This window comes from Streptomyces sp. NPDC044003 (genome assembly GCF_056435185.1).
This window is the reverse complement of record NZ_JBWKFA010000004.1, coordinates 713,543-727,667: the sequence shown is the minus strand read 5'-3', so window position 1 is coordinate 727,667 and position 14,125 is coordinate 713,543. Positions and strand designations below refer to the sequence as shown.

Here is a 14,125-nt window from a genome sequence, read left to right as displayed (position 1 = left end):
CGGCAGAACATCTCGGGGGACGACACATGGGTCACATGGAACGGCCGCGACGCGTCGTGCAGTCGGGCGGCACCGCACCGGCCGGCCAGGCACGCGACACCGGGACGTCCCGGAGGCTCGTCACCGGACCGGAGGCGCGCCCCGCCGGCCCGCCAGGAGTCCGCGGCACGCCCCGCGAGCTGTACGACCCCCGGTCCGACCGGCTGCGCGGCGCCCTCGGCCGGCTCGACGCCGGCCTCGACGAGGCCGCGAGCCGGCAGCTGGCCGACTGGGCCCGCGAGGAGTACGCCGCGGCCCACGGCGCCGTACCCCTCGGCTTCGTCGCCCGCTGCTACCTCGGCCCGCCCTATGTCGACCATGTCCTCAACCTGTTCCAGGTGATCGTCCGGCACTTCTCGCCGGCGGAGGCCATGCCCGACCCCTTCGGCAGGGCCCGTATGACCGCCCGCTCGGGCGGCTACGCGTACGTCGAGGTCTACGACAACGGGCTGATCCTCCCGGTCCTCGAAGACGGCACCGTCGTACGCCCCTGACCCGGCGTGACCACCCGAGGCAGGGCCTCGGTGCGGTTCCGTACGCCCCCAATCACCCACCCGAACGGAGAACCGACGCAATGGTCGACAGGGACTTCGCCCTTCATCAGAAGGTGCGAGAGGTCGGCAACCTCGTGACCCGGCTCAGCGAGCAGGTCGGAGCGGTGTCCGGACAGGTCGCGTCCGTGGAGAACCGGCAGCAGCAGACCAGCAGCGAACTGCAGCAGCTGCGCGCCGACTTCCTGGAGTTCGCCCAGCACTCGGTGCGGCTGGCCAACGTGCAGCGGGCCGAGACCAAGATCGGCGTCATCCAGGACGAGATCGACCACGCCTTCGGCCACTACAAGTCGGTCCGGCGCACCGCCGTCGGCATGCTCCAGGCGTTCGACGTCGGCATCGTGTCCGAGGAGAGCATCCGCCTCGTCAGCGACCAGCTGATGCTGCAGACCCCCCGCTACTGGCTCGCCCCCGCCCTGGTCGCCCTCGCCTCCTGGTCCTCCGACGACCGGCACCTGTGCGAACGCGCCGTCGAAGAGGCGTTCCGCCGCTCGCCGGAGCGCACCTCCCTGTTCTTCGCGCTCGTCCTGCGCCGCCAGAACAGGCGGCAGGCCGCGGTCCGTTGGCTCCGGCACTACCTGATCGCGCAGGACCCCGCGCGGCTGGGCCGCGAGTTCGCGGTCATCCTGGAGTCCATCGCCCAGGGCGCCTTCGGCCCGGAAGGCCGGGCGATGCTCGACGCGACCCTCCGCGAATGGCGCGAGACGCTGAGCGCGGACGCGGACACCCGGGCCCGGCAGGTGCAGCGCTGGCGCGAGGAGATCGAGTCCCTGCGCGCCCCTTCGGCCAAGGACCGCTACCCGCGGCTGTCGGCGGTCTCCCCGCAGTGGCCCGCACTCGACGGCACGCTGTCCGGGGCCGGCGCCCATCAGCGACTCCTGGACAAGTACCAGGCGATCATGGCGGGGGAGTCGGAGGCGCCCGGACGGCTCGAGGACGCCGTCGACGACATCCTCGACCGGCTGGTCGCGGAGTACGACAACGAAGAGCTGCCGCTCCGCCGGGACCTGGCCTTCAACAAGAAGGTCGTCGAGCGCGACGGCGACGTCCAGACGGCCCGGCACGAGACGGACGCCGACGCCTCCTCGTACGAGGAGACCCTCGACTATCTGACCGTGCAGAGCGCCGCCGCGCTCAATCCCGCCGCCATCGGCACCTCCGCGGCGACGCAGCGCATGGCGATCGCGGCCTGCGACGAGTGGTTCTTCCAGGCGCACACGGGCTTCACCAGGGACGTGCGCGCGGCCGTACCGGACGACGTGCGGGCGGTCTTCGGCTCGGCCCACACCGTCGGCGCGCAGGTCTTCCAACTGCCGCCCTGGGAAGGCTCCTTCACCCGGCCGCTCCAGGAGAACGAGGCCTCGCTCTCGGGTCACTGGGACCGGCACATGGCGCCGTTCGTCGACGGGCTCGCCTATCCGCTGGCGAACAAGCTGGTGGCGCCCGTCATCGTCGTGCTCGGCATCCTGTTCCTCATCGGCCAGATCAGCCTGGGCTTCGCGTTCGCGGCCGCGGCGATCGTCGGCGCCGTGTGGGGCCTGGTCGTCTTCCAGGGGTACAAGGCCGCCCAGAAGCTGCAGGCCGACGCCCGTGGCCTGCTCGAGCAGGCCAAGCTGGAATCGCTGCACCAGCTCCGTGGCGCGGCCGCCGAACTGACCGACTGGTACGAGACGTTCCGGGCGGCCGACGTCGTCGAGGCCCGGTGCCGGGAGTTCATCACCTCGCTCGCCACCGCTCATCACGGCCCCTCTCCGTTCGAAGGCCGGACCGTACTCCAGGAGGATCACCGATGAGCACACCACAGATGCCCGCCGTACCCCCGCAGTCACCGCAGAAGCCCGCCGTACCCCCGCAGTCACCGCAGAGGCCCGCCGTACCTCCGCAGGCCGCTGCGCTGCCGGTGGTCCGCAGGCCCACCGCCGACTCGCCGTGGGCCGCCCGCCGCCCGGAACAGAACGAGCGGGCCACCAGCCGGCTGCGCCGCGTCGTCGAAGGCCTGCCCGACTGGGAACCGCTGCCGCCCGGCGAGACGCTGGTCCGCCGGCCCGGCACCGGCCGATGAGCGGATTCTGGGGGCACGGCGGCCCGTACGGGGAGTGGGCGGAGTTCCTGCGCCGCTGGGCCGCGGGCGAGCCGGTGGACCCGGCACTCCTGCCCCCGATCGCGGCGGAGGCGTACGACGGCGACACGATCGCCCGGCTCACCGCGCACCTCGTCCAGGCACTCGGCACGCGCCTGCAGGCCTGGGCCGACGCGCTGACCCGGGCCATGGGCGCGGTCACCGACGAGTTCGAGGCCGGGCGCGAGCTGGCCCAGGCCCGCAACGGTCTGCGGCCGATCCGCGCCCTGGCCGGCCACGCCGGGCTGCCCGAGCAGCTCCGCCGGCGGCTGACCGAGGTGGTGGACCAGCAGATCGTCCAGGTGCAGGAACAGCTGGAGCGGCTCCTGGAGGAGGCGGCGGGGCAGGACCCGGGCGCCGACTGGGTCGAGGAGCGCCGCCGCACGCTGCGGGACAACAAGCTCACGGCCGTACTGGACACCCCTCCGCACCCTCCGTCGAGCGGCCCCACGACCGATCCGTGGAGCTACGACCCCGCGGCGGCACCGCGCCGCAGGGTCCTGAGGGACTGACCGCAGGGGCACACCCGCCCTCCCTCATGTACGCGTCCGAGTCCCGTCCGAGCCGAGCCCGTCCGAGCCGAGCCCGAGCCTGTCCGAGCCGAGTCCGTCCGAGCCGAGCCCGAGCCTGTCCGAGCCGAGTCCGTCCGAGCCGAGTCCCGAAGGTCCCCGATGTCGAACTACGCCGATTCCCTGAAGCACCTCGACAGCTACATCTCCGCGCGCGTCCCGGTCATCGGCATGCGCACCATCGAGCAGGAGCGGGCGCTGCGGCTGCTGAGGGAGGCGGCCACGCAGCCCCGCCGCAGCAGCCTGCCCTTCTGGATCTACACGCGGGCGACCGGCCTGCGGGACCTGCGCAGCAACACCGCCGTCATCGACGACCGTTCCCTGACCGGCGCCATGGACTTCGCCGCCGCCCAGTTCACCAGCCGCGCCAACGCCACCGTCGTCTTCGTCGACCCGGCCGACCTGGAGACCGACACCCCGGTCGCCCGGCACATGTCGGAGCTCGCCCGGCTGGCCGGCAACAACATGGGCAGCATCGTGGTCATCACCGACAGCCCCATCTGGAGCGGTCTGCAGCGTCTCGGCATGAGCCTGCACCTCGACCTGCCGCACCCCGACGAGACGTACGAGACGCTCAGGGGGTTCCTCGCCGACCACCAGGGGATCATGCCCGTCCACTGGGACGAGGGGGACACGCGCAGGGCCGCGGAGTTCCTGCGGGGCGTCACGGAGGCGGAGGCGATCAACCTGATGGCCACGGTGGCCGCGAAGGGTGCCATCGAGAAGGACGACGTGCTCGGGCTCGCCCAGGCCAAGGACCGGATCTTCAGCGATCTGACCGGCCTCGAACGGGTCCGGCTGAAGGACTCGGACTACACCGTCGGCGGCCTGTCGAGCCTGCGCGGATGGCTCCAGCGGAAGCATGAGCTGATGCACGAGGATCTGCGCGGGACGCACCTGCGGCCGCCGCGCGGGGTGCTCCTCGTCGGTGTGCCGGGCTGCGGCAAGTCGCTGTCCGCCAAGGCGATCGCCAGCGAGTGGCAACTGCCGCTCTACCGGCTCGACATGGGCAGCATCCATGGCAAGTACCTGGGCGAGTCGGAGGGTCGCTTCCGGGAGGCGCTGGCCATGGCGGACCGGGTCGCGCCCTGCATCCTGTGGATCGACGAGATCGAGAAGGGGCTCGCCGGGCGGGACGACGGTTCGGGCGTGCCGCAGCGGATCATCGGCCAGTTCCTCTTCTGGCTCCAGGAGTCGGACTCCCGGGCCTTCGTCGTCGCCACCGCCAACGACGTACGGAGCCTGCCGCCCGAGCTCCTGCGCAAGGGCCGCTTCGACGAGCTCTTCTTCGTCGACCTGCCCGACGCCCAAGACCGCAGGGAGATCATCCAGCTGTACTACGGGCTCTACCTGAAGCAGGCGCCCGAGGCCGAGCACCTGGACCGGCTGGTCGACCTGTCCGAGGGCTTCGCGGGCTCCGACATCGCCGCGGCCCTGCACGACGTGGGGGCCGAGGCGCACCTGAGCGGCGGCGTGGAGTTCCTCCGCCCCTCGCTGATCGTGGACGCCTTCGCCAACACCGTTCCGCTGAGCCGGGTCAACCCCGAGCAGATCGAGGAGATCCGGGCCTGGGGCCGTGAGCGCGCCGTCCCGGCCGGCCGCTCCTCCCAGGCGGCGTCCCCGGGCGCGAGCGGCCCCCGGCGCATCGTCTTCATGGAGGACTGAGAGAGCGGCGGAGCAGGCTGCGTCAGGACGGGGACTTCTCCGGCAGGGCCGAGGCCGGCGAGGGCGTCACGGGGGCGGGCACGACGCGGCGGCGCGCGGTTCCCAGGTGCCAGAGGAGGGTGAGGGCGGTGACGCCGGCGGCCACCGGCCCGAGCTCGGCCGGGGCGAGCCCGAGCCCTTCCTGTGCCAGCCCGCCGAGTCCGCCGCCGAGGGCGACGCCGATGTAGAGGGCGGAGGAGTTGAGCCCGAGCAGGACCGGCGCGGCGGCGGGGCCGAGGGAGATGAGCCGGTGCTGCTGCGGGACGACGGTGACGCCGGTGCTCACACCCCAGAGCACCGCCCAGACCAGAGCGGATGCGAGGGTGCGGGTCGCCCACGGGGTGACGGCCAGGACGAGTGCCGCGAGGGCGAGGGCGCCGGTGAGGACGCGGGCGGAGTCGTGACGGTCGACCAGGCGGCCGGCGGCGATGTTCCCGGCCAGGGTGCCGACGCCCCAGGCCAGCAGGATCAGGGTGAGCAGCGACTCGTTGCCGCCGGTGGCGTCCCGCAGGGCCGGGGCGACGTACGTATAGAGGGTGTACGTACCGAGGAACGCGAGCTAGGTGACCGCGAGCAGCGGCAGTACCCGGCCCTGCTTGAGCGGACGCAGGCGGTCGGGCAGCGAGGCGGCGGGGAGCGTCACCCGGGGGAGACCGACGGCGATGCCGGCCATCGCCACCAGGCCGATCCCCGCCACGGCCCACAGGGTGATGTGCCAGTCGGTGCGGCCGATCAGCGTGCCGAGCGGCAGCCCCAGCGCGGTCGCCAGGGTCAGGCCGCCCAGGACGAAGGCCAGGGCCCGGCCGCGGCGTTCCGGCGGCGCGACGGCCGCCGCCGTGCTGGAGGCGGCGGAGGTGATCGTGTCCGCTCCCACGGCGGTGACGATCCGCGCGGCCAGCACCACGCCGTAACCGGTGCCCAGGCGGTGACGGCGTTGCCGATCACGAACACGGTCAGGGCGGCCAGCAGCGCCGATCGCCGGTCCAGCCTGCTGGTGAGAGCCCCCGTGATCGGCGCGGACAGGGCCAGTGTCAGCGCGAAGGCCGTGACCAACTGACCGGCCGCGGGGGTCGACACCCCCAGGTCGGCGGCGATGGAGGGAAGCAGCCCCGCGATGACGTAGCCGTCGGTGCCGACGGCGAACGTCGCCAGGGCCAGGCTTCGTGCGCGGGGGGCGCGGTCGAGTGGCGGTGGAAGCCGGCCATCCGCAGGCATGGTTGATTGCTCGCGCAATCTCGATTGCAATTTCCGCGGACAACTGCCCCCAATGGTCCGGCGACCCCCCAACTCGCCGCTACAGCACCGATTTAGGACACTATCTCCCATTCATGGGTAACATGATGTGGCTAGTTGATCACTCAGGATGAGGCGAAATGTGTGACCTGGATCACATTGAACTCACGGCTGACGGTGGGGATTTGCAATAACGAATGGTCCGTTCGTAGGTGCGACACAAGCTACGACCTCCGTCAGTTCGCCGTTGGCGGTGCCGTCCAGGCACAGGCGGCCTCCCTTGTCGCGGAGGTCGACGGCGAACTTCGTGACCGCGCCCGACTGCTTCAGGTCGTGGATGCGCTCGTCGGTGTAGCCGAGGCCGTTCAGCGTCTTCCTGACCTGGGCAGGATCGGGCTTCTTGAGCTTCAGGAGCGCCTCGGCCACGCGCTGCTCGTGCTGGACGCCGGCGCACCAGTCGTGGGCGTCGAGCTCCGTTTCCGGGCCCCCCGTGGGGGCGGCGGGCTCGATCGCGCCGCCCGGCGGCGGCTCGACCGTGGCGCCGGGCGGCGCCTCCACCGGAGCGGTCGGTGCCTCGCCCTCCGGGGCGGCCGGTGACTCCCTCTTCGTGCCCGGCGGGGGGCACTCCCGTGCCACCTCGTCCAGCATCTTGGTGAAGGCCGCGTCGTCCCTGGTCGAGACGGCATCGGCGGACTTGCCCCGCACCTCCTGGGGAGCCGGCTGCTCGGCGCAGGCGGCCAGGGTCAGAGCGGCGAGAGCGGTCACCGCGAGGGTGCGCCGACGGCGGCGCATTACGGGGTCAACTGCCTTGATCCGGGCTCGGGTTCGCGTCATGTACTCAGTCTTGGGTCGGGCCGCACACGCCACATGAGTACGCGTACTCAACTTCACTGCTGCAAGGAAGTGGAGGCAACTACCCGCGCTGATACGGCACTTGTGGCAGTGATCGACGCCGGTCTACGGTCCGCAGCGATCAAGCAACACACCGACGACACGAGGGGGGAACTCGTGCGCAAAACAGCTCTGCCTGTCATGGCCGCGCTTTCCATGGCGCTGCTGATCCCGCAGCAGACCGCAGGAGCCGTTGCCACCGTGCAGCCGCAGGCCGCGGCCGCCACTGTCGATCCGCCGCTGGCGGACGGGGAGATCCAGCAGGTCGGCCCCGGCCAGTACTCCACCGCGGAGAAGTCCTTCGAGCTGTACGAGACCGATGTGGCCGAGGGCCTCATGGGCCGTACCCACACGGTGACCGAAGGCGCGGACGGGGTCGCCAGGCCCGAGTCGGCGCCCGCGACCCGTCCGGACCAGGGCGTCTTCGGCCCCGGCTGGGAAGCCGGGTTCCTGGGGGGCCAGCTCAACCGCAAGCTGGAGCAGAAGACCGACTCCGTCGTGGTCACCGACCTCGACGCGAAGGTCTCCGTCTCGTACGCCCTGAAGAGCAGCGTCGACTACCCGAGCGGCGGTGGCGTCAAGAAGTACGAGACCACCACCGGCGACAAGCTCACCGAGACCACCACGTACAACGAGGCGACCGGCACGCTGGTGACGACCGCGGTCGAGACTCTCGCCCCGGCCACCGGCACCCCGGACACGGACGTGACCGGCGACGAGGACGCCGGCGCGGCCATCGGGGTCGCCAACCTCACGGCCACGTACAACTGGAAGCAGGTCGCTCCGGGCACCGACAAGTGGCGTGTGACCAGCCTGGGCAACCTGGCCGACGGTGCCACCGCCACGGTGTCCTACGACACCAAGGGACGGCTCGCCACGGTCGGCGAGCCCGCCACCGCCGACGCCCCGGCGCAGTCGCTGACGGTCAAGTACTCGACCGCCACGACGGCCACCGGCACGACGCTCGGTGAGTACACGGGCCGCGCCAAGGAGATCACCCTCACCTCGGGTGCCACCACGCAGACGCTGGCGCGCTACTCCTACGACGCCTCGGGTCTGCTGCGCAACGTGACCAACCCGGTCGAGGGCACCGACCCGGTCTCGTCGTACGCCTACGACTCCACGGGCCGTGTCTCCGACATCGCCTCGCCGTCCAACGGCGAGTGGGACCTGACGTTCCCGGCCGAGTCGGCCGCCCCGAACGCCGAGCCCGTCGGCACCGACCTGCCGTCCTCCACCGAGCCCCTGGCGGGCCCGGCCGGCGACGGAACCGCGACCACGCCCCCGGCCGGGGACTTCACCACCGGTGAGATCAACGACCCGCAGGCCTACCCGCGTTACTGCAACCGCGCCACCGAGTGGATGTGGTACCTCAACCGCGGCTGCGTCGCGTGGGCCGCGCACTACGGCTGGCACTGGCCGTACTTCCGGTACACGCCGACCGGCTTCCGCGTGGCGGGCATCCTCTACGACGGCTGCAGCACCCCCGGCCCGAACATCAGCCGCCCGGGCGGCTTCAACTTCCGGGCCGCGTGCGACACCCACGACTACGGCTACGGCCTGATCGGCAACACGTACAAGGGCTACAGGTACTACCTGGACCGCAGCAAGAAGTCGAACGTCGACAACGCCTTCTACACCACGATGAAGACGCACAGCTGCAAGGCGTACAACATCCTGATCCGCTGGCGTTGCAACTCCTACGCGTACGTCTACCTCAAGGCCGTGGCCTGGAAGGGCAACCCGAAGAACGGCGCCAACGCGACCTGATCACGGGTCCTCGCGCCTTCTGACGACGCACCGCACAACCTCCTGACGGAGCACGCCCCTCGGGCGTGAACGGGCCGGGTGGCGGACACCCCCGCCGCCCGGCCCGTTCCGCCGGGGCCCCTCACCACATCGCCCCCCCACATCTCCCCGGGCTCGGCCATGTCTGCTTCCCCACAGGTCTGCCATGGCGCGCCCCCTGCTCACCGAGGCAATATGAAGAGAACGATCTGGGCGACGGTCGTCACCGCGATGACGGCCGTGACCCTCGGCGCCGCGATACCGGCCCACGCCGTCACACCGGCGAGCACCGCGACAGCGGCCGAAGCCGCGACCGACCCGGTCGACCCGCCGCTCTACGACCAGACCGCGGGCGGCGGCAAGATCCGCGTCAACGTCGTCACCGAGACCCTCGCGGACGTCGCCGACGCGGCGACCGCCGGCGAGACGAAGCAGGAATTCGAGACCGTGCCGGTGGTCACCCTCAAGGTGGACCGGGCCGGTCTCGACCAACTCGCCGCGAAGCCGAGCGTGGTCAGCGTCACCGAGGACAAGGCGGAGCCGGCGACCCTGGACGAGAGCATCCCGCTCATCGGCGGTGACGACGCCTTCGCGGCGGGCAAGACCGGTACGGGCCAGGCGATCGCCGTCCTCGACACCGGTGTCGAGACCGGGCACCCGTTCCTGAAGAACCGGGTCGTGGCCGAGGCCTGCTTCTCGCCGAGCGATGCCGAGAGCGGCGTCGTCAGCCTGTGCCCGAACGGCGCCGACACGCAGGAGGGCATCGGTTCCGCCAACACCGCGGCCGGCCCCTGCGCGACCATGGCCGCCTGTGACCACGGCACCCACGTGGCCGGTATCGCCGCGGGCAACGGCGCCGGCATCACGGGCGCTCCCCAGCACGGTGTCGCGCCCGGCGCCAACATCGTCGCCATCCAGGTCTTCAGCCAGTTCACCACCGAGGAGTTCTGCGGTGGCGCCGCCCCCTGCGTGGGCAGCTACCAGAGCGCCCAGCTCAAGGGCCTCGAGCACGTGCTGAAGCTCAAGCAGGCCGGCACCCCGATCGTCGCGGCCAACCTCAGCCTCGGCAACGGCCGTTACGCCACCGCCTGCGACAGCGATCTGCGCAAGCCGGTCGTGGACAGCCTGCTGAGCGCCGGCGTGGCCACCGTGATCGCGGCCGGCAACAACGGCCACACCGACGCGGTGAGCATGCCCGGCTGCATCTCCTCCGCCGTCACGGTCGGCTCGACCACCGACGACGACGAGCTGTCCGCCTTCACCAACCGGGGCCCCCTCCTGGACCTGTTCGCCCCCGGCACGGGCATCGTCTCCTCCGTTCCCGGCGGCACCTACGCCTCCAAGAACGGCACCTCCATGGCCGCGCCGCACGTGGCCGGCGCGTACGCCGTGCTCAAGCAGGCCTTCCCCACCAAGAGCATCGCCGACCTGACGGCCCTGCTGAAGAGCAGCGGCCGCGGCATCATCTACACCGGTGCCACCACCCCGCGGATCGACCTCGGGACCGCTCTCAGCGGCGGAGGCACGACCCCGAAGCCTGCCGGGATGACCGACTTCAACGGTGACGGCGCGGAGGACATCGCGATCTCCGACCCTCAGGCCACCGTCGGTACGGACGCGAAGGCCGGTCTGATCCGCCTCGTGTACGGCGGCGGCAAGGGCACCGCGGAGATCAGCCAGGACCTGGACTGGGTGCCGGGCGGCGCCGAGGCGGACGACTACTTCGGCGAGACCCTGGCCACCATCGACTGGAACAAGGACGGCTTCACCGACCTGGTCGCCGGAACCCCGAGCGAGACCGTCGGCACCGCCGCCGACGCGGGCTTCGTCGACATCCTGTACGGCGCGGCCGGCGGTCTGGGCACCGGCACTCTGAAGGCCACGCACTTCGAACAGGGTGCCGGCACGGGTGCGATCGCGGGTTCGACGTCCGAGGCGGGCGACCGGATGGGCCACAGGATCGCGGCCGCGGTGAACGACGCCGGACGGCCGTACCTGATCATCGGCCTGCCCGGTGAAGCCATCGGCAGCGTCGCGCAGGCGGGTTCCGCGTTCTACGTGTACGGCACCACCAGCCTCGCGATAAGCCAGGCGACGGCCGGTGTCGCCGGTGCCCCCGAGACGGGCGACCTCTTCGCCTGGTCCGTGACCGCCGACCAGAACTACATCGCCATCGGTTCTCCCAACGAGGCCATCGGCAGCATGGCGAAGTCCGGCAGCGTCGTGATCTTCGACGCCAACCGTTTCGACTCCACCGGCCACCCGCTGCCGCTGGCCTGGCTCGACCAGGACAACGCGGCCATCTCCGGTGGCGCCGAGGCGGGCGACCAGTTCGGGTACGCGGTGGCCATGGCCCCGTTCCGGGCCAGCGGCGCCGCGGCCGCCACGGAGTCGATCCTGGCGATCGGTTCGCCCGGTGAGAGCGTGACGGTCGGCACCGAGGACCGCGCCAACGCGGGCCGTGTGGTGCAGATCCGCATCAAGCCCGACGGCACCTGGAGCTACCTGCGCGAGCTGAAGCAGGGCACCGCGGACGACGACGTGTCCGGCACCTCCGAGACCGGTGACCGCATGGGCGAGTACCTCACCGCCGTCAACACCGCCCCCGGTTCGGTGAGCACCGTGGCGTCCATGCGGCTCGCCGTGGGAACGCCCGGTGAGGACCTCGGCACCGTCGCCGACGCGGGCGCGATCCACACGTTCTCGCTGGCCGGATCGGCCGGTCCGAACGACCGCTGGATCGAGGCCGGTAACGGCACCGGCATCCCCGGCACCCCTGGCGCCAGCCAGTACCTGGGCAAGAACATCCACTTCACGGCGACCAAGCTGTACGCGGGCATGCCCTTCGGGCCCCTGGCCACCGGCGCGCTCTACGCGCTGCCGATGTCCAACGTGACCCAGGGCGGCACGGTCGCCCCCACCACCACGTACAAGCCCGGCTCCGGCGGACTCCCGGCCAACGGCGTGGCCTTCGGCTACTCGGCACGGTAGACGCCGGTCGAGGTGAGCAGCCCCCGAAGGCACCGGCCTCCGGGGGCTGCTCACCTCCATGAGCCCTGCTCCCTCGCGCGAGTGAGGTCCCTGTCCCTCGCGCGAGGGAGCAGCCGATCACTGTCCGGAGGGACGGCTGTGCGGAGGGCCGACTGCCATAATGGCCGGCGTGAACCGTGCGACTGGCTGGCGTGACAGCTGGACCGGAATGCTGCGGCGGGCCTCGGTCCTCCCGCGCGACGCCGTGTTCATCTCGACGTTGTGCGTGCTCGCGATCGCCGAATCGCTCGCCGAGCTGGTCGCCGTCCGTGGCTCGATCCCCCGGATGTTCGCGGCCACCTCGCAGAACGCGGCCGAGAACGGAAGTGCCGGCGGTTTACCACTCGCCATGGTCATCGGGCTGTTGTGCCTGTGCACCGCACTGCCCCTGGCTCTCCTGCGGCCCGTCCTCGCCGGATTCACGGTGACCGCGGCGAGCTTCGGCTCGCTCACCGTCTTCCACACGCTGACGCTGGCAGGCTTCGCCGCCCAGCTCATCGCCCAGTACCGACTCGGCCGCGGCGGCAACGTTCTGGCGGCGATGCTCTTCACCACACCGTTCCTCGTGCTGGCCCTCGCCGGGTCCACGGACGCCGACTACCGGGTGCGCGCGGTGCTCCTCGCCTCGCTGGCCCCGATGGCGGCTTTCGCCGGTCTCGCCCGCCGCGCGAGACAGAGCGACCGGGAACACGACGCCACGCGCGAAGTCATGGCCGACAGCCGATGGGAGAACGCCGCCCGCGAGGAGCGCGCCCGTATCGTCCGCGAACTGCACGACGTCGTCGGCCACCACGTCTCCATGATCGCGGTGCAGGCCGAGACCGCCCGTGTGACCACCCCCGGCATGCCCGCCGCAGGCGGCGAGCGGCTGCTCGGCATCGGCGACACCGCCCGCGCGGCCCTCACGGAGATGCGCCGCCTGCTCGGCGTACTGCGCGACGACGACAAGCCCGCGACCGGCGGTGAGCGGAGGCCCCAACCCGACCTCACCCAGCTCGACGCTCTGCTCGACGAGGCCCGCAAGGTCTCCACCGCCACCGTCCGGCTCATCCTCAGCGGTGTCCCGCGCCCCATGGGTCCAGGAATCGAGCTCGCCGCCTACCGCATCGTCCAGGAGTCCCTCACCAACGCCCGCAAACACGCCATGGGCGCACCGGTCGACGTGGAACTGCACTACGCCCACGACGTCCTTCACGTCAGCATCCGCGACAACGGTCCCGGAGCGCCGCCCGCGACGCCGGGCGGCGGCCACGGCCTGCTCGGCATGCGGGAACGGGTCGCCGCCGTCGGCGGCCGGATCAGGACAGGTCCGGCGGACTCCGGTGGATTCATCGTCGAAGCCAGTTTCCCCGCCAAGCCAGAACGGGCCACATGACCTCCCCTCCGCAACCGATCCGCGTCGTCATCGCGGACGACCACCTGGTCGTCCGCACCGGATTCGCCACACTCCTCGACTCCCAGCCGGAATTCACCGTCGTCGAGACCGCCGCCGACGGCGTCGACGCGGTCCGTGCCTGCCGTGAGGTCTCCCCTGACGTCGTCCTCATGGACATCCGCATGCCCGGGATGGACGGCATCGAGGCCACCAGGCAGCTCCTCGGCGACGCACCCGACGGAGCGAAGGCGCCCCGTGTCCTCATCCTGACGACGTTCGACCTGGACGAGTACGTCTACGACGCCCTGCGCGCCGGAGCCAGCGGCTTCCTGCTCAAGGACGCCACCGCCGAGCGGCTCTTCGACGCCGTGCGCGTCGTCGCCGCAGGAGAGGCCCTGCTCGACCCGGGGGTCACCCGCCGGCTGATCAGTGAGTTCACGCAGCTGCCCGCCAGGAGCCCGGCCCAGCCGTCGCCAGAGCTCAAGATGCTCACGGCGCGGGAGACCGAGGTACTGCTGCTCGTCGCCGAAGGCATGTCCAACGGGGAGATCGCCGCCCGCCTCCTCGTCACGGAGGAGACGGTGAAGTCACATGTCAGCCGCACGCTGACCAAACTGGGCCTGCGGGACCGTACCCAGGCCGTGATCGCGGCGTACGAAACGGGACTCGTCGTCCCGGGGTCCCGCAGAACCGACCAGTGAATCCGGAACCCCGGGGCCCGATCCGCACGGCAGGCCCCGGGGCTCATCCCTCAGGAGCAGGCCGCCCTCCCTCGTACGAGGGAGGGCGGCCTGCCGCGTCCCCCGGACGAGCGCCACGGAACTTC

The 14,125-nt window shown here is 71.5% G+C and carries 12 protein-coding genes and 1 pseudogene; 9 read left to right on the top strand and 4 right to left on the bottom strand.

The genetic code is table 11. The annotated features are described in order from the left end of the window. Positions 1-35: 35 nt before the first annotated feature. The 5 genes from AC07AW_RS20440 to AC07AW_RS20420 all read left to right on the top strand — a co-directional run bounded on the left by AC07AW_RS20440 (position 36) and on the right by AC07AW_RS20420 (position 4,943). Positions 36-533, top strand: coding sequence for a hypothetical protein (locus tag AC07AW_RS20440; protein ID WP_478816876.1), 498 nt, complete (start codon positions 36-38; stop codon positions 531-533). 80 nt (positions 534-613) lie between these two features. After that, positions 614-2,383, top strand: coding sequence for a hypothetical protein (locus tag AC07AW_RS20435; RefSeq protein WP_478816875.1), 1,770 nt, complete (start codon positions 614-616; stop codon positions 2,381-2,383). Then, entirely contained in the window at positions 2,380-2,652 is a 273-nt protein-coding gene (locus AC07AW_RS20430) for a hypothetical protein (protein ID WP_478816874.1), read from the top strand. The genes AC07AW_RS20435 and AC07AW_RS20430 overlap by 4 nt, the downstream gene beginning before the upstream one ends. Next, positions 2,649-3,221, top strand: a complete 573-nt coding sequence (locus tag AC07AW_RS20425; RefSeq protein ID WP_478816873.1) for a hypothetical protein — start codon at positions 2,649-2,651, stop codon at positions 3,219-3,221. Before AC07AW_RS20430 ends, AC07AW_RS20425 begins: the two co-directional genes overlap by 4 nt. A 159-nt stretch (positions 3,222-3,380) precedes the next feature. After that, positions 3,381-4,943, top strand: a complete 1,563-nt coding sequence (locus AC07AW_RS20420) for an AAA family ATPase (protein ID WP_478816872.1) — start codon at positions 3,381-3,383, stop codon at positions 4,941-4,943. 22 nt (positions 4,944-4,965) lie between these two features. Here AC07AW_RS20420 and AC07AW_RS20415 read toward each other — a convergent pair whose 3' ends face one another. From AC07AW_RS20415 to AC07AW_RS20400, 4 genes and pseudogenes are all read right to left on the bottom strand, one after another. After that, entirely contained in the window at positions 4,966-5,493 is a 528-nt protein-coding gene (locus tag AC07AW_RS20415) for a hypothetical protein (protein ID WP_478816911.1), read from the bottom strand. Between the two features lie 48 nt (positions 5,494-5,541). Continuing rightward, positions 5,542-5,886, bottom strand: a complete 345-nt coding sequence (locus AC07AW_RS20410; protein ID WP_478816871.1) for an MFS transporter — start codon at positions 5,884-5,886, stop codon at positions 5,542-5,544. Positions 5,887-5,948: 62 nt separating this feature from the next. Further along, positions 5,949-6,197, bottom strand: a pseudogene (locus AC07AW_RS20405) (MFS transporter); the annotation flags it as partial. A gap of 183 nt (positions 6,198-6,380) precedes the next feature. Continuing rightward, positions 6,381-7,049 (bottom strand): hypothetical protein, encoded by a 669-nt coding sequence (locus AC07AW_RS20400; RefSeq protein WP_478816870.1) that lies wholly within the window; start codon positions 7,047-7,049, stop codon positions 6,381-6,383. A gap of 174 nt (positions 7,050-7,223) precedes the next feature. Between AC07AW_RS20400 and AC07AW_RS20395 the strand changes: the two genes are divergently transcribed. The 4 genes from AC07AW_RS20395 to AC07AW_RS20380 all read left to right on the top strand — a co-directional run bounded on the left by AC07AW_RS20395 (position 7,224) and on the right by AC07AW_RS20380 (position 14,000). Then, entirely contained in the window at positions 7,224-8,876 is a 1,653-nt protein-coding gene (locus tag AC07AW_RS20395; RefSeq protein ID WP_478816869.1) for a phospholipase A2, read from the top strand. A 213-nt stretch (positions 8,877-9,089) separates the two neighbouring features. Beyond that, on the top strand, positions 9,090-11,885 hold the full coding sequence (locus tag AC07AW_RS20390; protein WP_478816868.1) for a S8 family peptidase: 2,796 nt from the start codon (positions 9,090-9,092) through the stop codon (positions 11,883-11,885). A 169-nt stretch (positions 11,886-12,054) separates the two neighbouring features. Then, the gene (locus AC07AW_RS20385; RefSeq protein WP_478816867.1) at positions 12,055-13,299 is read left to right on the top strand and encodes a sensor histidine kinase; all 1,245 of its coding nucleotides are present in this window, start codon (positions 12,055-12,057) and stop codon (positions 13,297-13,299) included. Then, the gene (locus tag AC07AW_RS20380) at positions 13,296-14,000 is read left to right on the top strand and encodes a response regulator transcription factor (RefSeq protein WP_478816866.1); all 705 of its coding nucleotides are present in this window, start codon (positions 13,296-13,298) and stop codon (positions 13,998-14,000) included. Before AC07AW_RS20385 ends, AC07AW_RS20380 begins: the two co-directional genes overlap by 4 nt. Positions 14,001-14,125 lie beyond the last annotated feature (125 nt).

Bases quoted from the DNA above. Each gene is read 5' to 3' on its own strand.
- AC07AW_RS20430 (WP_478816874.1), top strand. From the start codon at position 2,380: ATGAGCACACCACAGATGCCCGCCGTACCCCCGCAGTCACCGCAGAAG.
- AC07AW_RS20425 (WP_478816873.1), top strand. From the start codon at position 2,649: ATGAGCGGATTCTGGGGGCACGGCGGCCCGTACGGGGAGTGGGCGGAG.
- AC07AW_RS20400 (WP_478816870.1), bottom strand. From the start codon at position 7,049: ATGACGCGAACCCGAGCCCGGATCAAGGCAGTTGACCCCGTAATGCGC.
- AC07AW_RS20390 (WP_478816868.1), top strand. From the start codon at position 9,090: ATGAAGAGAACGATCTGGGCGACGGTCGTCACCGCGATGACGGCCGTG.
- AC07AW_RS20440 (WP_478816876.1), top strand. From the start codon at position 36: ATGGAACGGCCGCGACGCGTCGTGCAGTCGGGCGGCACCGCACCGGCC.
- AC07AW_RS20380 (WP_478816866.1), top strand. From the start codon at position 13,296: ATGACCTCCCCTCCGCAACCGATCCGCGTCGTCATCGCGGACGACCAC.
- AC07AW_RS20420 (WP_478816872.1), top strand. From the start codon at position 3,381: ATGTCGAACTACGCCGATTCCCTGAAGCACCTCGACAGCTACATCTCC.
- AC07AW_RS20435 (WP_478816875.1), top strand. From the start codon at position 614: ATGGTCGACAGGGACTTCGCCCTTCATCAGAAGGTGCGAGAGGTCGGC.